Here is an 18,076-nt window from a genome sequence, read left to right as displayed (position 1 = left end):
TCAAAAAACACCTGAGAAAGAGTGTTGGGTTTGCACCTGACATAATAAGTCTTTCAGTCTGGCCTGCGTCGCAGCATAAATAAAATTGCCCATCGAAATTCGTTTTACGCCCAGTGTCGATAAGGTGCTGAAGTCAGCCAGCTCAGGCATACACATTACGTTTAAGGGTAAAGGCACGTGGTGAACGATGGCGGTAATATCCTCCGCGCGGGTGACGCAAGGCACAAAAAAACCGCATGCGCCGTGTTTGGCGTAGAGTTGACCGCGATAGAGCGTTTGAACCAGCGCATCTTGTACGTTGAGAAGAAAGGTATCGGTGCGGACATTAACAAACAGACCGGGACAGGCGCGGGTTATTTCCTGCAGTTTGACGGCAAAGCGCTCCGCATCGTCAAGACGACGCGTACCATCCACCACATGACTATCCTCGAGATTTATTCCACTCACGCCGAGATGCGCTAGACGCCGGATATTGTCAATGATGTGGCTGGTTGTCGCGCCGTAGCCCGCCTCTAAATCGACGCTTAACGGCAGTTCGCTAACGGTTTTGATGCGTGAGACGACATAAAACAGCTCGTCAAAACTCATCTCTTCGCCATCTTCATACCCTAACATTGCGGCGATAGCAGCGCTGGAGGATCCCAGCGCCTGATAACCAGCCTGCTGAGCAGCCTGAGCGCTGCTGGCATCCCAGACATTGGCAAGCAACAAAGGTTGGTTTTGCTGGTGAAGTGCATTAAAGTCCATTCTTTTCTCTCGCGGTAGTGTTTTCCTGACTGTGCCGCGTTGTGCTTATTTGCCACAACCGAAAACTGGACGACTATTTTTTATAAGTAGATTCTTATCATTCGCCCGTGAGAGAGATAAATAAAAAGGCCATGATTTATCATGGCCCTGGATACCGAAATACATTAACAAACGAGAAAGCGTTACTCGATATTCTGGATTTGCTCGCGCATTTGCTCGATGAGTACCTTCAGCTCAATCGCGGAGTTGGTCACCTCGGCGTTAATCGATTTTGACGCCAGGGTGTTCGATTCACGGTTGAACTCCTGCATCATAAAGTCGAGACGGCGACCCACAGCTTCTTTCTTCTTCAGAATGTTATAGGTCTCTTTAACGTGCGCTTCGAGACGGTCCAGTTCTTCGGCAACGTCGATACGCTGCGCCATCAGCACCAGCTCTTGCTCAAGGCGGTTATTTTCCAGCTGTACTTCCGCATCTTCCAGCTTGGCGACCAGGCGCTCGCGCTGCCACTGGAGAATTTCCGGCATATGAGCGCGAACTTTCGCCACTTCGCCGCTCACGCCTTCAAGCCGCTGCTCGATAAGCGCTTTCAGGGCCTGGCCTTCCGTTTCGCGGGCGACGATGAAGTCGTCCAGCGCGCCGTCAAGAGCGGCCAGAATGTCGGCGGCGATGGCGTCGAGATCCTGCTCTTTGGCGGCCATCACGCCCGGCCAGCGCAGGATATCAACCGGGTTGATTTCCCCTTCATCGCTCTGCATTTTCACCCAGTTGGCAGCGTTTACCAGCTGTTTAGCCAGCTTTTCGTTGAGGATGAGTTCACCCTGAGCGCTGGGATCTTGTTCAAAACGCAAGGTGCATTCGACTTTACCGCGAGTCAGGCGGGCGCGAATGCGCTCGCGTACCACGGGCTCCAGACTACGGAACTGCTCCGGCAGGCGGAAGTACGTTTCCAGATAGCGCTGGTTTACCGAGCGCAGCTCCCATGCGGCGCTACCCCAGTCACCCTTGATTTCACGGCGGGCATAGGCGGTCATACTGCGGATCATAGACGTTCCTGTTTTCGTAATAATGAATGCAAGGATTATAGCCGTGCGGGCGGTGACTTAACAGGAATAGTGATGAAATACTTCAAGGACGATTGTTTTAACGGATATAGCCGCAAAGTTATTTTCGCCAGGGGCTGTAGGTGGGGTTATATATTATGGAAATCCGTAGTTAATATTTTCTGATATTAGATACGGGCATGGAATTCGGATGCCTTTGTACAAATGCATATACCGCCAGAAAAGCTATTCTGTGAGTTGTAGGAAGTATAACCACCAGAAATGAGATAGGGTATTACCTTTAAGCATTATGTATGTTTTTTTTGCATTGATTACTATAAATTTATTAAAACTTTGGTGATTGTATTTATGGTGAGAATACTGTTGTATTAATTATATCTAATTGTTTTGTTTTGGCCTTTTTAAGTTTTATGCGGTATTGTCCGACTGAAAGAACGCTAGTATAGTCGTTTAAGATGAGTTCTATAAAAAGGATTTTAATATGGACGCTATCTTTGACAGAGTCGTAAGGGAATTTTTTCCAAATACAACCATACCTTTTTGGAAAAAATGGCTGTTCAGGACGGCATTTGGCAATAAGGTATTTTCTCGCTTAATATATAACGAGCGACTTGTTAATAAAAATGGGGTCGAGTGGGTTAATGCAGTTGTTGAACTCCTTGAGTTGAAATGTGAAAGCGAACACCACCAATTTAACAACATACCTGAGCATGGGGCTACGGTTGTTATTTCAAATCATCCGACGGTTATCGATGGACTTAGCTTAATACATACGGTCTCCCGAGTCAGGAATGATATAAAAATAATAGCCAATCACGTTTTGCCAATTATATTCCCCCAGGTATCGGAACTTACCATTGGAATTGAGAATATGGCCGGTAAGATGAGCCATAAAAAATTCCGCGAGATGAACGATCACCTGCGAAAAGGAGGCGTATTGATTATATGTCCTGCGGGTAAGCTGGCTAACTGGTCTCTTTCCGGGTTACAGGAGCATAAGTGGAACCCCGGTTTTTTACAGCTTGCTATGAGAAATAATGCAGCATTGGTACCAATTCATATTACGGGAGCAAACAGTAAGATTTATTATCTTACTGCAACATTCTGGCGGCAACTGTCGAATATGATGGTTATTCGTGAAGCTCTCCGCCATCATGGCAAGACCATGAAAATCAATATAGGACAGCAAATAGCCTTATCCTCGTTTAAAGAATACAATAAAGATCTTTCTGCCGCGGCAAATGTATGTTTGACGCACCTCCAGAGTATAGCGAAGAATGGCCCGGCTATGTTAGATACGATTGCGCCGCAAGAATTAGAACCAGGTAAAAAGGAGCTAATTAGCGCAATAGAGGAGTGCGAAATATTAAGGCAGTTTGAAGACGGTAGAAAACTAGTGATATATCGCTGTAATACTAACCGAACCTCACCTATTATTGATGAGTTAGGGCGCTTACGCGAACGCTGTTATCGCGATATTGGTGCCGGAACTGGTAACGACCGAGATAACGATGTTTTTGATGAAAGTTATTATCATATCATTTTGTGGGATCCTTCTGATGTGGAAATCCTGGGAGCATATCGTGTTATGCCCGTTGGCGAGCAGCTGGCCCAACATGGTGTAACAGGCCTCTATAGCAACAGCTTGTTTAAATACCATGATAATGCCTATTCCTGTTTAGAGAAGTGTGTGGAAATTGGCCGCGGCTTTATTCAGAAACCTTATCAAAAAAGTAAGGTGCTTGATTATTTATGGCAAGGGATATTTGACTTTATAAAAAGATATCCGGACTATAAATACTTGCTGGGTGTGCTGACCATTCCTGGAACTTTTCCTGAAAAAGTACAGAAACTCATCATCAGTTTCTATAATATATACTTTTCCTCGACAGCTGATTTTTGTACGCCGATAGCATTGTTCACTGCCGAAAATGTACAGGATGATACTCCATTTTGTGGCGAAGATTTTAGAGCAGACTGGAGCATGCTTAATCACCTGCTGAGAGAAGAAGGTTATGAACTTCCCTGGCCTTTTAAACAGAGTGCTAAATGGTTCTCCCCGGGCGGATCGTCGATTCTTGCATTCACAAAAGATTATTCTTTTAATTCGATAGCTGGGTTAAATCTGAGCTCTATAGATAAATTGAATGAAAGCTACGTTAAGCATTATTTAAGAGATTAAACTGACGATGATTGTCCGGTCCTGGAGCGAGCGTGCCTCAATCCAGACCGTAGTGATAAGGGAAATGATATGCGTATGGATGCGTTTTAATGCGAAAGCCAATAAATGTATTTATTATACTGATATCGGTGCTGATACTCACCGGGTGTGATAACAAACCAGATAACATGTTATCCGGTTATTCACATGGAGAATTTGTATACCTTTCATATTCTGGTAATGAAAAAATAGAACGGATCTTGATCAATAAAGGAGATAACGTCGCCGCAGGACAGGAGTTAGTGAAGATTGAGTCCTTCGATGCGCAAAATATTTTCCTGCGCGCTGAGGAAAAACTATCAGCAGAGAGCGCTCTATTACGAAATCTGGAATCTGGAGAACGGCCTGAAGAGCTGGATATTATACGTTCGCAGATTAAAAAAGCACAATCGGCAGAATCCCAGGTAAAGCGGCAGCTTGGGCGATATCGTAATCTTTACGCCAATCATGCCATATCGCTTGCGGAATGGGAGGATATCCGGGATGAATTAACTCAAAAAGGCGCACAGGTTGAAGAGTTAATTAATCAACTCAAAGCACGGCAACTCCCTGCCCGGCAGGATGAGATTAGCAAGCAGCGCTCAATGGTGGCCGCGGCAAAACTCGAACGGGATAAGGCGCTGTGGGATGTCCAGCAAACGACGATTGTTTCTCCGGTCAATGCTAAAGTCTTCGATATTATTTATCGTGCCGGGGAGCGCCCTTCTGCTGGTAAACCAATAATCAGTCTGTTACCTCCTGAGAATATAAAAGTACGCTTCTTTATACCCGAAGCGAAGCTCGGTAAATTTAAAATCGGATCTAAGGTAAAACTTATATGCGATGGTTGCGCTGAGCCCATTGCTGGCGTTATTAACTATATCAGCCCTGAGGCCGAGTTTACGCCTCCAGTTATTTATAGTACGAAACGTCGTGAGAAGCTCATTTTTATGGCGGAGGCTATCCCTGCGCTGCAGCAGGCAGGGCGGATGAAAATCGGCCAACCGTTTGATGTGGAGATTATTGGCGATGAATAATCTTTGTATTGATGTAAAAAATCTCAATAAACATTTTGGCGAGCATCACGTCGTAAAGGATTTCTCTTTACAGGTGGCAAAAGGCGAGATCTATGGTTTTCTCGGTCCGAACGGTAGCGGAAAAACGACATCGATTCGAATGATGTGTGGTTTGATTACGCCGGATTCCGGTGAAGGTACTTGTCTGGGTATGGATATCTTTACGCAGCGGGAAAAAGGTAATGCTGCCAACTTACTGATTTAGTGTATGATGGTGATTTTAAGGTGCTTGCGTGGCTTCCATTTCCATCAGATGTCCTTCCTGCTCCGCTACTGAAGGCGTGGTGCGTAACGGCAAAAGCACTGCCGGACATCAGCGCTATCTCTGCTCTCATTGCCGTAAAACATGGCAACTACAGTTCACTTACACCGCCTCTCAGCCCGGTACGCACCAGAAAATCATTGATATGGCCATGAATGGCGTCGGATGTCGCGCCAGTGCACGCATTATGGGCGTTGGCCTCAACACGGTTTTACGTCACTTAAAAAACTCAGGCCGCAGTCGGTAACCTCGCGCATACAACCGGGCAGTGATGTGATTGTCTGCGCTGAAATGGACGAACAGTGGGGCTACGTCGGTGCTAAATCACGTCAGCGCTGGCTGTTTTACGCGTATGACAGGATACGGAGGACGGTTGTGGCGCACGTCTTCGGTGAACGCACTCTGGCCACACTGGAGCGTCTTCTGAGCCTGCTGTCGGCCTTTGAGGTCGTGGTATGGATGACGGATGGCTGGCCGCTGTATGAATCCCGCCTGAAGGGAAAGCTGCACGTTATCAGCAAGCGTTACACTCAGCGCATTGAGCGACATAACCTGAATCTGCGACAACATCTGGCAAGGCTGGGACGGAAGTCACTGTCGTTCTCAAAATCGGTGGAGCTGTATGACAAGGTCATCGGGCATTATCTGAACATAAAACACTATCAGTAAGTTGGAGTCATTACCCGGGAAAAAATAAAAAAAAAGATAGGCTACATGACCCAGTATTTCTCAATGTGGGGAAATTTAACTATTCGGGAAAACTTACTTTTTATTGCGCGGTTATATAGCCTCGATCGGCGTAGAGATCGGGTTGAACGTGCGCTTTCTGAGTTAGGCCTCACTGCCCGACAGCACCAGCTGGCTAAGGAGCTTTCTGGGGGCTGGAAGCAAAGAATGGCCCTCGCCGCCTGTATGTTGCATGAACCTGTTTTGCTATTTCTGGATGAGCCGACTGCTGGCGTGGATCCCAAGGCGCGGCGAGAGTTCTGGCAAATGCTGCACCAGCTCTCTGACCGGGGGATCTCGATACTGGTGAGCACGCATTATATGGATGAGGCTGAGCGCTGCCATAAGGTTGCCTATCTCTCATATGGTCGGCTGCTGGCGAATGGCACTATTGCGTCGATTATAGCCTCCCAGAATTTGATCACCATGCGAACCAGCGGCGCCGGTCTGACGCTGCTTGAAAGCCAGCTACAGCGCTTGCCGGATATTGAGCAAACGGTCATTTTTGGCAATCAGCTTTATATTACATCCAGAGATGAAGCGAAGTTAAAATCCGCGCTTTTTGCCTTTACGCAACAGGGTTATGAGTTCTGTAAGGTGGATACCAATCTGGAAGATGCATTTACCTACTTGATGAAAAATAATTGTGAAAAAAATTAATTTTAGCTTCTCCGTTACGCGGTGGATTGGCGTGGTTATTAAGGAAATTCACGAGCTACGCCGTGATAAAGTCAGCATCAGTATGGTGCTCCTGACACCTCTTTTTCAGCTGATCATTCTTGGCTATGCCATCAATATGGATCCGCATAATCTTCCGACCGCCTTACTAAATTATGATACCGAACGCATGAGTCAAATCTTTGTGACGGAAGCGCAAAATACCGGGTATTTTTCGATGATTCCTGTCGATTCAGAAGAGGCGGCGCAGAAAGCCTTTGTGCGGGGGGATGTCACTTTTATCGTGACGATCCCTGAGGGGTTTACGCGCAAGTTACTGCGTGGAGAAAAGCCACAACTATTAATTCAGGGGGATGCCATCGATCCGATCACCACGGGGAATGCGCTCAGCGCCCTTGTGCAGGTGGCGAAGTCGATGTTTCAGCACGATTTGCCGGGCGACATGCGTGTGGTGCAAAAAGAGGATGATTTCGAGCTTATCATTCATCGCATGTTTAACCCTGAGGGGATAACCCAGTTTAATACTATTCCCGGTATTATGGGGTCTATACTCAGTACAACGTTAATCCTGATGACCGCCCTGTCTATTACCCGCGAGCGAGAAAACGGGGCGTTAGAAAATTTACTGGTCTCTCCGTTGTCCGGGCTTGAGGTCATTATTGGGAAAATAACGCCTTTTGTTATCATTGGTCTGTTTCAGGCGACGTTAATCCTGATTGCCGCCGTTTTGTTGTTCGATATCCCCCTTCACGGTAGCGTCTTCCTACTATTTTTTGTGCTGTTAATTTATGTCTTTCTTTGTCTGTCAATTGGTATCGGTATTTCTGGCTTAGCACAAAACCAGCTGCAGGCGCTGCAAATGTCCTCTTTTTACTTTATCCCTTCCATTATGCTGTCCGGCTTTATTAGCCCCTTTATTAGTATGCCTGACTGGGCGAAAGCCATTGGCTCCTGTTTACCGCTGACCTACTTCATCCGCCTGGTTAAGGGCATTATGCTGAAAGGCTATTCAGCAACGGCATTGTTGCCTGACCTCTTGCCGCTGATAGGCCTGGCGGTGATTGTCATTGGCGTGGGGTTGAAATCTTATCGTAAAACGCTGGACTGACATTATCGGCGCGTCCGGCTGGAGTGGGCATAGGCTTTTTGCCATGAAATTCGTATAATGCGCCCTCACATTCGTTTCAAGCCGGAGATTTCTATCATGCGTCCAGCAGGCCGTAGCGCTAATCAGGTGCGTCCCGTCACCCTGACCCGTAATTACACAAAACACGCTGAAGGCTCCGTGCTGGTCGAATTCGGTGATACCAAAGTGCTGTGCACTGCCTCTATTGACGAAGGCGTTCCGCGTTTCCTGAAAGGCCAGGGCCAGGGCTGGATCACCGCTGAATACGGCATGCTGCCGCGTTCTACGCACACGCGTAACGCGCGTGAAGCGGCAAAAGGCAAGCAGGGCGGCCGGACGATGGAAATTCAGCGCCTGATTGCCCGTGCGCTGCGCGCAGCGGTTGACCTGAAAGCGCTGGGCGAATTCACGATTACTCTCGACTGCGATGTACTGCAGGCCGACGGCGGCACCCGCACTGCCTCCATTACCGGTGCCTGCGTGGCGCTGGCCGATGCGCTGAATAAGCTGGTCGCCGCCGGCAAGCTGAAAACCAATCCGATGAAAGGGATGGTGGCCGCGGTCTCCGTCGGTATCGTAAATGGCGAAGCCATCTGCGATCTGGAGTACATCGAAGACTCCGCCGCGGAGACCGACATGAACGTGGTGATGACCGAAGATGGCCGTATTATTGAGGTGCAGGGCACTGCGGAAGGTGAGCCGTTTACCCATGAAGAACTCCTCACTCTCCTGGCGTTAGCCCGAGGGGGGATCGAGTCCATTATCACGACGCAGAAGGCGGCGTTAGAAAATTAATGATTAAGGCGACTGAGAAGTCGCCTTTTTTTTGCGCTTTATCCTTCATCACACCTGCGAAGGGGAGCGCGCAGTCTGACAATGATGAAAAGTACCAAAGGAGCGAATCCATGAAGCCGTATCAGCGCCAGTTTATTGAGTTTGCGCTTAGCAAGCAGGTTCTTAAGTTTGGCGAATTCACGCTGAAATCCGGGCGCAAGAGCCCCTATTTCTTCAACGCCGGCCTGTTTAACACCGGGCGCGATCTGGCTCTGCTGGGCCGTTTTTATGCCGAGGCGCTGGTGGATTCCGGAATTGAGTTTGACCTGCTGTTTGGCCCGGCCTACAAAGGAATCCCAATCGCCACCACCACCGCGGTGGCGTTAGCCGAGCATCATGACCGCGATCTGCCTTACTGCTTTAACCGCAAAGAGGCAAAAACCCATGGCGAAGGCGGCAATCTGGTCGGTAGCCCGCTGCAGGGCCGGGTAATGCTGGTGGATGACGTGATCACCGCCGGTACGGCGATTCGCGAATCCATGGAGATTATCCAGGCCCAGGGCGCGCAGCTGGCGGGCGTTCTGATCTCCCTGGATCGTCAGGAACGCGGCCGCGGCGAGATCTCCGCCATTCAGGAAGTGGAGCGGGATTACGGCTGCCAGGTTATCTCAATCATCACTCTGAAAGAGCTGATTACTTATCTGGAAGAGAAACCCGAGATGGCGGAACACCTGGCGTCAGTTCGCGCCTATCGTGAAGCCTACGGCGTCTAAGACATACGCCCGGTAAGCGTCACGCTACCGGGCATCTCAGAAGAAGATTACTGCAGCTGTGCGGCAACCAGCGGCCAGCGGGCGTCGAAATCATCCGTCGGACGATATTTGAACTCGCTGCGCACAAAGCGCGACAGCATGCCCTCGCAGAAAGCCAGCAGCTGGCTGGCCAGCAGGGTTTCGTCGAGGGTGTAGCCTTCGCCTTCGCGCATTTTTTTCTCGCGCATCACCTGGCGTAGCTGCGCTTCGATGCGCTCAAAAAGCTGGTTGATGCGACCCTGAAGCCGGTCCTGTTCGAACATCAGCGCGTGCCCGGTGAGGATACGCGTCAGCCCAGGATTACGCTCGCCAAAGCCAAGAATCAACAGAACGATCAGGCGCAGGCGCGCGGTGGTGTCCTTTTCATCTTTCAAAATCAAATTGATGCGCGTAATCAGACTGTCTTCAATGAACTCGATCAGGCTGTCAAACATGCGGGTTTTGCTGGGAAAATGGCGATACAGCGCGGCTTCAGAGACGCCGACGGAAGCCGCCAGTTTCGCGGTGGTAATACGCTGACTACCATCGCTGGATTCCAGCATCAGCGCCAGAGATTGAAGTATTTCTTCGCGACGATTCCGTTTCGCAGTTTGCTTTTCTGCCATGTTTTAAAATACCCCTGAAAATAAGCACTTGTCAGGCAGACATCCACAACGCGACCGCAAACCAGGGCTTGCGGTAATGTTATTGCGTTATGCGCGTTGGGATGCAGATTCCGTGTTGCTGGGCTTATTTACGCCCTGAGTGACCGAAGCCGCCTTCGCCGCGGTCGGTGGCATCGAAGGATTCCACCAGGTTAAATTCCGCCTGAACGACCGGCACAAAGACCATCTGTGCGATACGTTCGCCCGGCTCGATAATAAAGCTCTGCTGACCGCGGTTCCAGACGGACACCATCAGCTGCCCCTGGTAATCGGAGTCGATAAGGCCCACCAGGTTGCCCAGGACTACGCCATGCTTATGACCCAGGCCGGAGCGCGGCAGGATCACCGCCGCCAGAGAGGGATCGGCGATATGAATCGCAAGGCCGGTCGGCAACAGCGTGGTTGCGCCCGGCGCCAGCTCTACGGCGTCGTCGAGACAGGCTCGCAGGTCAAGTCCGGCGGAGCCGGAGGTGGCATAGGTCGGCAGCGGAAATTGCTGGCCGACACGCGGGTCCAGAATCTTAACGTCGATTTTTTTCATCATAACGGGTCACGATCTCGTCGAGTAATAATTGGCCCAGGAGTTCCTTGCGCTCAAGTGGTAAGCGCTTTTCCCCATCCTGCCAGAAAAGGTGTAGTGCGTTGCTGTCGCTGTTAAAGCCCTGATTAGGCTGGGAAACATCGTTGGCGCAAATCAGGTCGAGGTTCTTGCGGGCACGTTTTTGCCGCGCATATTCTTCCACATAATTCGTTTCGGCGGCAAACCCAACGACGTAGGGGCGATGTGATTTTAGCGCCGCGACCCCGGCCACTATATCCGGGTTTTTAACCATTTTTATTGTTAATTCATCACCTTGTTTTTTTATTTTATCTTCGGCGATGACGGCGGCGCGGTAATCCGCTACTGCGGCGCAGCCAATAAAAATGTGCTGCTGCTGGGCGCCAGCCTGGACGGCCGCTTCCATCTCCAGCGCGGTAGTGACATCAATGCGCTGCACAAACGGCGGGGTCGGTAGCGATACCGGCCCGCTGATCAAGGTCACGTTCGCGCCCCGCTGCGCTGCGGCGGCGGCAATCGCGAAGCCCATCTTGCCAGAGCTGTGGTTGGTGATATAACGCACCGGATCCAATGGCTCACGGGTCGGGCCCGCGGTAATCATGAGGTTGAGATGTTGCAAATCTTTGACAGGGGAGGCGAAATGCTGCGCGGCCATGTCTACGATAGTTAGCGGATCGAGCATTCTCCCCGGGCCGACGTCGCCGCAGGCCTGGCTACCGCTGTCTGGTCCCCATAGCAGCAGCCCGCGAGTAGCGAGCGTCTGCAGATTATGCTGGGTGGCCTGCGCGCGATACATCTGCTGGTTCATGGCGGGCACCACGGCAACCGGGGATGGAGTGGCAAGACAGATCGTCGACACCAGATCGTTGGCCATGCCGGCCGCCACGCGAGCGATTAAATCGGCGGTCGCTGGGGCGAGGATCACCAGGTCGGCCCATTTACCGAGCTCAATATGGCCCATTGCCGCTTCCGCCGCCGGATCGAGCAGGCTGTCGGAAACCGGATAGCCGGATACCGCCTGCAGGCTGAGTGGGGTGATGAACGCTTTTGCCGCCTCCGTCATCGCGACACGCACTTCCGCGCCGCGTTCACGCAGCCGGCGCACCAGTTCCGGGGTTTTATACGCCGCGATGCCGCCGCTGACGCCCAGGACGATTTTTTTACCCGCCAGAGTCATCATGATGTCTTCCTGTTGCCGTAGACCAGAATCCGCGCATCTTATCACAATCCTGCCGCCGTCGTGCCTCTGCCGGGCATTCACTTTGCGAGCGGCTACGCAGGGTGAAAATCGGCGGGTCGGCAGCGCCGTCAGGCTGTGCCAGGATAGGCTGATTCACCCAGGAGGGCGCATGGACGGAATGGAAAATCTGATGCCACGGGAGAAGATGCTGCAATACGGCATCGAAACGCTAACGGATGTTGAGCTGCTGGCGCTGTTTCTGCGCGTCGGCACGCGTCGTCAGGATGTGCTCAGCTATGCCCAGGCGTTACTGCAGCGTTTTGGCTCACTCTACGCTCTGCTTTCCGCTGATAAAGCGCAACTGATTGCTGTAGACGGACTGGGGCTGGCGAAATATGCCCAACTGAAGGGCATTGCCGAGCTGGCGCGACGCTATTTTAGCTCGCAGCTGGTCGAGGAGGCCGCGCTGGTCACGCCCTCGATGACGCGCGAGTTTTTACAAAGCCAGCTGACGGAAGAGGAGCGCGAGATCTTTATGGTGATCTTTTTAGATAATCAGAACCGGGTGTTGAAACATAGTCGTCTTTTTTCTGGTACTCTTAGCCACGTTGAGGTGCATCCGCGAGAAATTGTACGCGAAGCCATCAAAGTGAACGCCGCCGCCGTGATCCTTGCGCATAATCATCCCTCCGGTAGCCCGGAGCCAAGTCAGGCCGACAGACTGATTACCGAAAGGGTGATAAAATGTTGTAGATTCATGGAGATACGCGTGCTTGATCATCTGGTTATCGGCCGCGGTGCGTATGTATCTTTTGCCGAACGTGGCTGGATTTAGCCCCGAACTGGCGATCCTTCGGGATCTTTGTCTGTTCGGGACTTGAGCACATCGCCGAGTCAGCGTATACTACGCCACCTTTGAGAATCTCGGGTTTGGCATTTGGGCCTGGCAGTCGAGAGTTCACATTGAACTGCGATGACCAGGCTGTAAAGCCTGACGAGGCGCCAATACCCCATACGAAGCTCGAGCTAATTTGATTTTTGGAGAATAGACATGTCCCGAGTCTGCCAAGTTACTGGCAAGCGTCCGGTGACCGGTAACAACCGTTCCCACGCACTGAACGCGACTAAACGCCGTTTCCTGCCGAACCTGCACTCTCACCGTTTCTGGGTTGAGAGCGAGAAGCGTTTTGTCACCCTGCGCGTATCTGCTAAAGGTATGCGTGTAATCGATAAGAAAGGCATCGATACAGTTCTGGCTGAACTGCGTGCCCGTGGCGAAAAGTACTAAGTACTTAGAGGAAATAAATCATGGCTAAAGGTATTCGTGAGAAAATCAAGCTGGTTTCTTCCGCTGGTACTGGTCACTTCTACACCACCACGAAGAACAAACGTACCAAACCGGAAAAAATGGAACTGAAAAAGTACGATCCGGTTGTACGTCAGCACGTTATCTACAAAGAAGCTAAAATCAAATAATTTTAGCCTCCTTGTATAAAAACCCCGCTTCGGCGGGGTTTTTTGTTTTTAAAACTCCCCCATATTGCTTTCACATACTCCCTTTTCAGTCACCTGTCCGTGAAGCACAATACGTCGGGTAAACGGAGGAAAATCATGCCTGAATTACCAGAGGTTGAAACCAGCCGTCGCGGCATCGAGCCGCACCTGGTTGGCGCAACCATTCTGCACGCCGTCGTGCGCAACGGACGGCTGCGCTGGCCGGTTTCCGAAGAGATTTATCGCCTGAGCGACGTTCCGGTTCTCAGCGTGCGTCGCCGCGCCAAATACCTGCTTCTGGAGCTGTCGGACGGCTGGATCATCGTCCATCTTGGGATGTCGGGGAGCCTGCGCATCCTGAGCGAAGAGCTGCCTGCTGAAAAACACGATCACGTTGACCTGGTCATGAGTAACGGCAAGGTGCTGCGCTACACCGATCCACGCCGCTTTGGCGCCTGGTTGTGGACCAGAACGCTGGAAGGCCATCCGGTACTGGCTCATCTTGGCCCGGAGCCGCTCAGCGACGCGTTCAACGCCGACTATCTCCAGCAAAAATGCGCGAAGAAGAAAACCGCGATCAAACCCTGGCTGATGGATAACAAGCTGGTGGTGGGCGTGGGGAATATCTACGCCAGTGAATCGCTGTTCTCCGCCGGGATCCATCCTGACCGGCTGGCGTCCTCGCTGTCGCGGGAAGAGTGTGAGCAGCTGGTGAAGGTGATTAAGCTGGTCCTGCTGCGTTCGATAGAGCAGGGCGGCACCACGTTAAAGGATTTCCTGCAAAGCGATGGCAAGCCGGGCTATTTCGCCCAGGAGCTACAGGTCTATGGCCGCAAGGGCGAACCCTGCCGGATCTGCGGCACGCCGGTCGTCGGGACCAAACATGCCCAGCGGGCGACCTTTTATTGCCGTCAGTGCCAGAAGTAGTCTCAGGAACAGGAATGTTTGTCGGCCAGGTCAGCGGGCCTGCGGGTGCGCATCTGGTGGGCCGGGGGCGTTTGTAGGCCAGGTCAGCGTAGCGCCATCTGGCACAAAGACCGGGACAGAGCCGGTGTGAATGGCCCAGCGGCGTAGTGCTGCGCCAGCCGACGTGGCTCATGTCCCGGCAGATGCGTTACTTCAGCTTATTCAACAGCGCCTGATGCACATTAGCTGGCAGAAAGTGAGAAACGTCGCCCTGGTGGCGCGCCACTTCCTTCACCAGTGAGGAAGAGATAAACGACCACTCTTTGCACGGCATCAGAAACACGCTCTCAAGGGTGGGCATCAGGTGGCGGTTCATATGGGCCAGCTGCATCTCATACTCGAAATCCGCCACCGCCCGCAGGCCGCGGATCAGGATATTGGCCTGCTGCGCGCGCGCGAAATTGGCCATCAAATCACTGAAGCCGATAACCTCCACGTTCACCAGGTGGGCCGTCGCCTGCTCTGCCAGCGCAATGCGCTCATCAAGGCTGAACATCGGCTTTTTACTCGGGCTGGCGGCGATAGCCAGCACCACTTTATCGAACATACTTGCCGCGCGGGTGACAATATCGATATGACCGTTGGTGATGGGGTCGAAGGTACCCGGATAGATCGCTTTTGTGCTCATGATGACTCTTTCTCCGAGTAGCCGTGGCTCAGCGCCCACAGCTCGGTATATTTCGTAAACGTATACTGCGCGTTGACCATCGCCAGTAACCATCCCTGTTTACCGTCCAGCACCCCACCGCGCAATAGCAACGTCTTGAGGAACGCGCCCAGCGTATGGCTGAAAATCCCTGCCATCGAGGTCTTCTTGCCCTTCTGGTGACGCTCAAGCGCCCACGCGGCGGCATACGCCAGCTGTTTTTGCTGGAAGCCAGCGAAGTCGCGGCAGGTCAGGTGCAGGAGATCGCCGGTCAGCGGAATAACCTCAGCGCCCAGGCTATCCAGCGATTCATGGACCAGATTATCGTTATAGCGGTAACGGGCGCGTTCGTACAGGCGCAGGACGCGATCGGGATACCAACCGCTGTGGCGCATAAAGCGTCCGAGAAAATAGTTACGGCGGGCGATGCTGTAGATGGCGCCGCGCTGGGGGGCGTCCAGTACCTTAAGAATAGCCTGCCTGAGTTCTGGCGTGACGCGCTCATCGGTATCGATCATCAACACCCAGTCGCCGGTGGCGTAATCCTGCGCGCGCTGGCGCTGAATGCCATAGCCTCGCCAGTCGGTATGGGTATAGACCTGGGCGCCGAGGCCGCGGGCCAGCTCAACGGTGTTGTCGGTGCTGCCGGAGTCGAGGACGATAATTTCATCCGCCCAGCTAACGGAGCCCAGACAATCCGGCAGCAGGTCGGCGGCGTTTTTAGCGATCATCACCACGGAAAGCCGGTTCGACATTAATGACTCCGCTGCGGCAGGTAAGGTTGCAGTAACTGTAGCAGACGCGACAGCGCGCCCTGGTTCTGATGCAGCACTTCCACCGCGTGACGGCCATACCACAGACGGTAATCTTCATCGGTCAGGAGCGTGGACACCTCCCTGACCAGCGAATCGGCATCGGTAACGGTGATCAGGCCATCGTCCTGCTGCAGCTTGGCGCAGATATCTTTGAAGTTGAAGGTATGCGGACCCATCAGCACCGGAATGGCGTGCGCCGCCGGCTCTAGCGGGTTATGGCCGCCGCGCTCCACCAGGCTGCCGCCGACGAAGGCGAGGTCGGCAATGCCGTAGAGCAGCATCAGCTCGCCCATGGTATCGCCAATGACTACCTGGGTACTGGAGGAGGGGATCTCGCCCGTGCTGCGCAGAGTAAAGCTCATCCCAGCCTTTTGTACCATCTCACGGGCGTCAGGGAAGCGCTCCGGATGGCGGGGAACAAGGATCAGCAGCAGGTTCGGGAAAGCCTCCAGCAGTTTTTTATGCGCCTGGAGGATGATTTGTTCTTCACCGTCGTGGGTGCTGGTGGCAATCCAGACCTTGCGGTGTGGTGCCCATTGCCGACGCAGCGTCACCGCCCGGGCCGCCAGCTCTGGCGTGACGGAGATATCGAATTTCAGGCTGCCGGTGACCGCCAGCTGGTTGCGCTTCAGCCCCAGGGAGAGGAAGCGGTTACCATCTTCTTCATTCTGCGCGGCGATAAGCGTAATGCGGCTCAACAGGCGGCGCATAAAGCCGCCCAGTTTGGCATAGCCTTTGGCGGAACGTTCGGACAGGCGCGCGTTGGCGATCACCAGCGGGATCTTACGCTTATGCAGCGCGGCCACCATATTCGGCCACAGCTCGGTCTCCATAACGATCACCAGCTTCGGCTGAACGGTGTTCAGGAAGCGGTTCATGGCGCCGGGCAGATCGTAGGGCAGATAGACGTGATGAACATCTTTGCCAAACGCCGACATGGCGCGCTCGGAGCCGGTCGGCGTCATGGTGGTGACGGTGATCGGCAGAGAAGGGTAGCGATGGCGCAGGGCGCGGACCAGCGGAATGGCGGCTAAGGTCTCGCCGACGGAAACGGAGTGCAGCAGAATGCCATCCGGCTCTACCTTGTTCTGACAGAAGCCATAGCGTTCCGCCCAGCGTTTGCGATAGGCAGGAGCCTTACGACTGCGCAGCAGCAGCCGCAGCCACACCAGCGGCTGAATAAGGTAAAGTAGGGTGGTATAAAGCAATTCCAAACTATTTATCCGTTCTCTGTTTTGGCGGGCAAATTCTAAGCATTTAGCCCGCGTAAAGCTATCTCTTTGGCGGAAACAGCGGGTTTTTGGTCTATCCCGCGTGGCGATAACGCTTAATACGCAGATAACGGCGTCCCAGGCGCCAGCGTAAACGGAAAGTACAGGCGTTTTTCCAGATTAACCGCCAGATACCGCGGTCGAAGAATTCGTTAATAATAACATGCTTTTTGGACTCATCTTTCATGCTATCGAAGGTATGGATGATCCCCAGGCCTTCTTTGGCGATCTGCCAGCGACAGGCGGCGATATGGCGTACTTTATCCGGGTAGCGCTGGTTAATCGCCTCCAGCATCTCCAGAATCTTCATATAGTGGCGCGCCGAACGCATCAGCGTGTCGTCGTTGTCCGGCTTATGCGACACCGACTCAGAGTGAATGTAGTAATCATAGAACTGCTGACTGGTGTACTGCACGCGCTCCGCGGCCAGCAGGGCTTCTGTGGTCCATGGGATATCCTGATGGCGCAGGCCAGGCTCGAAATGGAAGTGATGCTGGCGGATAAAGTCGTGACGATAAATATTAAGCCAGGTGACGTGCAGAAACTTCCGCGAGTCCAGGGCCTGCTTAAGCCAGACATGGCCCGGCAGCACACCCGTCGAGGGCAGGCGATCCAGTGGGAAGATCGGGTGGCTCTCGCGGCGCTTTTCGTACACATAGGTGCCGTTGCAGGTGGCGATATCGAGATGTTCTTTCTCGGCCATCTCCAGCAGCGTGCGATACATGCCCGGATAGAGTTTGTCGTCGATATCCGGAAACGCGAGATATTTGCCGCTGGCGGCGGCGAGGCCGGTATTGCGCGCGACCGAGACGCCCTGGTTTTCCTGCTCCAGCACCTGGACGTTCTGCAGCCGCTCCTGCCATTCGGCGATCACCGCCAGGCTGTTGTCTGTCGAACCATCGTTCACCAGGATCAGTTCATAGCTGTCCAGCTGCTGCTGTTCAATGCACTCAAAGAATTGCGCTAGAAATTTCTCACCGTTGTAGACGGCAGCCACGATGCTCAATAAAGGCGTTTGACTCATAAATCTTCGATC

The 18,076-nt window shown here is 52.6% G+C and carries 24 protein-coding genes; 13 read left to right on the top strand and 11 right to left on the bottom strand.

Features of this window, described 5'->3' with window-relative positions:
* Genes KPHS_51570 through KPHS_51550 form a run of 3 tightly spaced genes read right to left on the bottom strand, consistent with a single transcriptional unit; the run spans position 1 to position 1,793 of the window.
* Positions 1-747 carry an isocitrate lyase/phosphoenolpyruvate mutase family protein gene (locus KPHS_51570; protein YP_005229457.1) on the bottom strand — a complete coding sequence of 249 codons (747 nt, stop codon included), beginning with the start codon at positions 745-747 and terminating at the stop codon, positions 1-3.
* 45 nt (positions 748-792) lie between these two features.
* Positions 793-912, bottom strand: a complete 120-nt coding sequence (locus KPHS_51560) for a hypothetical protein (protein YP_005229456.1) — start codon at positions 910-912, stop codon at positions 793-795.
* A 17-nt stretch (positions 913-929) separates the two neighbouring features.
* Positions 930-1,793, bottom strand: a complete 864-nt coding sequence (locus KPHS_51550; RefSeq protein ID YP_005229455.1) for a K+-transporting ATPase — start codon at positions 1,791-1,793, stop codon at positions 930-932.
* 69 nt (positions 1,794-1,862) lie between these two features.
* On the opposite strand from KPHS_51550, the gene KPHS_51540 reads away from it, so the two are divergent.
* Both KPHS_51540 and KPHS_51530 read left to right on the top strand, forming a co-directional pair.
* Positions 1,863-1,976: a hypothetical protein gene (locus tag KPHS_51540; RefSeq protein YP_005229454.1), complete on the top strand. Its 114-nt coding sequence runs from the start codon at positions 1,863-1,865 to the stop codon at positions 1,974-1,976.
* A gap of 316 nt (positions 1,977-2,292) precedes the next feature.
* Positions 2,293-3,993, top strand: coding sequence for a putative acetyltransferase (locus KPHS_51530; protein ID YP_005229453.1), 1,701 nt, complete (start codon positions 2,293-2,295; stop codon positions 3,991-3,993).
* A 37-nt stretch (positions 3,994-4,030) separates the two neighbouring features.
* On the opposite strand, the gene KPHS_51520 is transcribed toward KPHS_51530, so the two are convergent.
* On the bottom strand, positions 4,031-4,162 hold the full coding sequence (locus tag KPHS_51520; RefSeq protein ID YP_005229452.1) for a hypothetical protein: 132 nt from the start codon (positions 4,160-4,162) through the stop codon (positions 4,031-4,033).
* On the opposite strand from KPHS_51520, the gene KPHS_51510 reads away from it, so the two are divergent.
* The 7 genes from KPHS_51510 to KPHS_51450 all read left to right on the top strand — a co-directional run bounded on the left by KPHS_51510 (position 4,161) and on the right by KPHS_51450 (position 9,426).
* Entirely contained in the window at positions 4,161-5,048 is an 888-nt protein-coding gene (locus KPHS_51510) for an HlyD family efflux transporter periplasmic adaptor subunit (protein YP_005229451.1), read from the top strand. The genes KPHS_51520 and KPHS_51510 overlap by 2 nt on opposite strands.
* Entirely contained in the window at positions 5,041-5,292 is a 252-nt protein-coding gene (locus KPHS_51500; protein YP_005229450.1) for a putative ABC-type multidrug transport system ATPase component, read from the top strand. Before KPHS_51510 ends, KPHS_51500 begins: the two co-directional genes overlap by 8 nt.
* Positions 5,293-5,514: 222 nt before the next feature.
* Positions 5,515-6,018 (top strand): putative transposase, encoded by a 504-nt coding sequence (locus KPHS_51490; protein YP_005229449.1) that lies wholly within the window; start codon positions 5,515-5,517, stop codon positions 6,016-6,018.
* Positions 6,019-6,243: 225 nt separating this feature from the next.
* On the top strand, positions 6,244-6,735 hold the full coding sequence (locus KPHS_51480) for a putative ABC-type multidrug transport system, ATPase component (RefSeq protein YP_005229448.1): 492 nt from the start codon (positions 6,244-6,246) through the stop codon (positions 6,733-6,735).
* A gap of 31 nt (positions 6,736-6,766) precedes the next feature.
* A complete protein-coding gene (locus KPHS_51470; protein ID YP_005229447.1) occupies positions 6,767-7,861 on the top strand; it encodes a putative ABC-type multidrug transport system, permease component in 1,095 nt (364 codons plus the stop codon).
* 57 nt (positions 7,862-7,918) lie between these two features.
* Complete coding sequence (locus KPHS_51460; RefSeq protein ID YP_005229446.1) at positions 7,919-8,674, top strand: tRNA nucleotidyltransferase; 756 nt, start codon at positions 7,919-7,921, stop codon at positions 8,672-8,674.
* Between the two features lie 110 nt (positions 8,675-8,784).
* Positions 8,785-9,426 carry an orotate phosphoribosyltransferase gene (locus tag KPHS_51450; protein ID YP_005229445.1) on the top strand — a complete coding sequence of 214 codons (642 nt, stop codon included), beginning with the start codon at positions 8,785-8,787 and terminating at the stop codon, positions 9,424-9,426.
* A 47-nt stretch (positions 9,427-9,473) separates the two neighbouring features.
* Here the strand turns inward: KPHS_51450 and KPHS_51440 are convergent, their stop codons facing one another.
* The 3 genes from KPHS_51440 to KPHS_51420 all read right to left on the bottom strand — a co-directional run bounded on the left by KPHS_51440 (position 9,474) and on the right by KPHS_51420 (position 11,848).
* Positions 9,474-10,070, bottom strand: coding sequence for a nucleoid occlusion protein (locus tag KPHS_51440; RefSeq protein YP_005229444.1), 597 nt, complete (start codon positions 10,068-10,070; stop codon positions 9,474-9,476).
* 124 nt (positions 10,071-10,194) lie between these two features.
* Positions 10,195-10,653 (bottom strand): deoxyuridine 5'-triphosphate nucleotidohydrolase, encoded by a 459-nt coding sequence (locus KPHS_51430; RefSeq protein YP_005229443.1) that lies wholly within the window; start codon positions 10,651-10,653, stop codon positions 10,195-10,197.
* Positions 10,631-11,848, bottom strand: a complete 1,218-nt coding sequence (locus KPHS_51420; RefSeq protein ID YP_005229442.1) for a bifunctional phosphopantothenoylcysteine decarboxylase/phosphopantothenate synthase — start codon at positions 11,846-11,848, stop codon at positions 10,631-10,633. Before KPHS_51420 ends, KPHS_51430 begins: the two co-directional genes overlap by 23 nt.
* Before the next feature lie 169 nt (positions 11,849-12,017).
* Between KPHS_51420 and KPHS_51410 the strand changes: the two genes are divergently transcribed.
* The 4 genes from KPHS_51410 to KPHS_51380 all read left to right on the top strand — a co-directional run bounded on the left by KPHS_51410 (position 12,018) and on the right by KPHS_51380 (position 14,269).
* Entirely contained in the window at positions 12,018-12,683 is a 666-nt protein-coding gene (locus KPHS_51410) for a DNA repair protein RadC (protein ID YP_005229441.1), read from the top strand.
* 252 nt (positions 12,684-12,935) lie between these two features.
* On the top strand, positions 12,936-13,136 hold the full coding sequence (locus tag KPHS_51400; RefSeq protein ID YP_005229440.1) for a 50S ribosomal protein L28: 201 nt from the start codon (positions 12,936-12,938) through the stop codon (positions 13,134-13,136).
* Between the two features lie 20 nt (positions 13,137-13,156).
* A complete protein-coding gene (locus tag KPHS_51390; protein YP_005229439.1) occupies positions 13,157-13,324 on the top strand; it encodes a 50S ribosomal protein L33 in 168 nt (55 codons plus the stop codon).
* Positions 13,325-13,459: 135 nt separating this feature from the next.
* Positions 13,460-14,269 carry a formamidopyrimidine-DNA glycosylase gene (locus tag KPHS_51380; protein ID YP_005229438.1) on the top strand — a complete coding sequence of 270 codons (810 nt, stop codon included), beginning with the start codon at positions 13,460-13,462 and terminating at the stop codon, positions 14,267-14,269.
* 187 nt (positions 14,270-14,456) lie between these two features.
* Here the strand turns inward: KPHS_51380 and KPHS_51370 are convergent, their stop codons facing one another.
* The 4 genes from KPHS_51370 to KPHS_51340 all read right to left on the bottom strand — a co-directional run bounded on the left by KPHS_51370 (position 14,457) and on the right by KPHS_51340 (position 18,064).
* The gene (locus KPHS_51370) at positions 14,457-14,936 is read right to left on the bottom strand and encodes a phosphopantetheine adenylyltransferase (protein YP_005229437.1); all 480 of its coding nucleotides are present in this window, start codon (positions 14,934-14,936) and stop codon (positions 14,457-14,459) included.
* The gene (locus tag KPHS_51360) at positions 14,933-15,709 is read right to left on the bottom strand and encodes a glucosyl transferase (protein YP_005229436.1); all 777 of its coding nucleotides are present in this window, start codon (positions 15,707-15,709) and stop codon (positions 14,933-14,935) included. The genes KPHS_51370 and KPHS_51360 overlap by 4 nt, the downstream gene beginning before the upstream one ends.
* Positions 15,709-16,983, bottom strand: a complete 1,275-nt coding sequence (locus KPHS_51350) for a 3-deoxy-D-manno-octulosonic-acid transferase (protein ID YP_005229435.1) — start codon at positions 16,981-16,983, stop codon at positions 15,709-15,711. The genes KPHS_51360 and KPHS_51350 overlap by 1 nt, the downstream gene beginning before the upstream one ends.
* A gap of 91 nt (positions 16,984-17,074) precedes the next feature.
* Complete coding sequence (locus KPHS_51340) at positions 17,075-18,064, bottom strand: putative glycosyltransferase (RefSeq protein YP_005229434.1); 990 nt, start codon at positions 18,062-18,064, stop codon at positions 17,075-17,077.
* Between the last annotated feature and the right edge of the window lie 12 nt (positions 18,065-18,076).

Origin of the sequence: Klebsiella pneumoniae subsp. pneumoniae HS11286 (assembly GCF_000240185.1) — a bacterium.
GTDB lineage: Bacteria > Pseudomonadota > Gammaproteobacteria > Enterobacterales > Enterobacteriaceae > Klebsiella > Klebsiella pneumoniae.
The sequence above is the reverse complement of the archived record's forward strand: the minus strand, read 5'-3'. Positions and strand labels throughout refer to the sequence as shown.

Excerpts from the sequence above, each read along its gene's own strand:
- KPHS_51500 (YP_005229450.1), top strand. The coding sequence starts at position 5,041 with ATGAATAATCTTTGTATTGATGTAAAAAATCTCAATAAACATTTTGGC.
- KPHS_51410 (YP_005229441.1), top strand. The coding sequence starts at position 12,018 with ATGGACGGAATGGAAAATCTGATGCCACGGGAGAAGATGCTGCAATAC.
- KPHS_51460 (YP_005229446.1), top strand. The coding sequence starts at position 7,919 with ATGCGCCCTCACATTCGTTTCAAGCCGGAGATTTCTATCATGCGTCCA.
- KPHS_51360 (YP_005229436.1), bottom strand. The coding sequence starts at position 15,709 with ATGTCGAACCGGCTTTCCGTGGTGATGATCGCTAAAAACGCCGCCGAC.
- KPHS_51480 (YP_005229448.1), top strand. The coding sequence starts at position 6,244 with ATGGCCCTCGCCGCCTGTATGTTGCATGAACCTGTTTTGCTATTTCTG.
- KPHS_51550 (YP_005229455.1), bottom strand. The coding sequence starts at position 1,793 with ATGATCCGCAGTATGACCGCCTATGCCCGCCGTGAAATCAAGGGTGAC.
- KPHS_51520 (YP_005229452.1), bottom strand. The coding sequence starts at position 4,162 with ATGTTATCTGGTTTGTTATCACACCCGGTGAGTATCAGCACCGATATC.
- KPHS_51430 (YP_005229443.1), bottom strand. The coding sequence starts at position 10,653 with ATGATGAAAAAAATCGACGTTAAGATTCTGGACCCGCGTGTCGGCCAG.
- KPHS_51340 (YP_005229434.1), bottom strand. The coding sequence starts at position 18,064 with ATGAGTCAAACGCCTTTATTGAGCATCGTGGCTGCCGTCTACAACGGT.
- KPHS_51390 (YP_005229439.1), top strand. The coding sequence starts at position 13,157 with ATGGCTAAAGGTATTCGTGAGAAAATCAAGCTGGTTTCTTCCGCTGGT.
- KPHS_51420 (YP_005229442.1), bottom strand. The coding sequence starts at position 11,848 with ATGATGACTCTGGCGGGTAAAAAAATCGTCCTGGGCGTCAGCGGCGGC.
- KPHS_51510 (YP_005229451.1), top strand. The coding sequence starts at position 4,161 with ATGTTATCCGGTTATTCACATGGAGAATTTGTATACCTTTCATATTCT.
- KPHS_51560 (YP_005229456.1), bottom strand. The coding sequence starts at position 912 with ATGTATTTCGGTATCCAGGGCCATGATAAATCATGGCCTTTTTATTTA.
- KPHS_51440 (YP_005229444.1), bottom strand. The coding sequence starts at position 10,070 with ATGGCAGAAAAGCAAACTGCGAAACGGAATCGTCGCGAAGAAATACTT.
- KPHS_51530 (YP_005229453.1), top strand. The coding sequence starts at position 2,293 with ATGGACGCTATCTTTGACAGAGTCGTAAGGGAATTTTTTCCAAATACA.
- KPHS_51450 (YP_005229445.1), top strand. The coding sequence starts at position 8,785 with ATGAAGCCGTATCAGCGCCAGTTTATTGAGTTTGCGCTTAGCAAGCAG.
- KPHS_51380 (YP_005229438.1), top strand. The coding sequence starts at position 13,460 with ATGCCTGAATTACCAGAGGTTGAAACCAGCCGTCGCGGCATCGAGCCG.
- KPHS_51490 (YP_005229449.1), top strand. The coding sequence starts at position 5,515 with ATGTCGCGCCAGTGCACGCATTATGGGCGTTGGCCTCAACACGGTTTT.
- KPHS_51570 (YP_005229457.1), bottom strand. The coding sequence starts at position 747 with ATGGACTTTAATGCACTTCACCAGCAAAACCAACCTTTGTTGCTTGCC.
- KPHS_51370 (YP_005229437.1), bottom strand. The coding sequence starts at position 14,936 with ATGAGCACAAAAGCGATCTATCCGGGTACCTTCGACCCCATCACCAAC.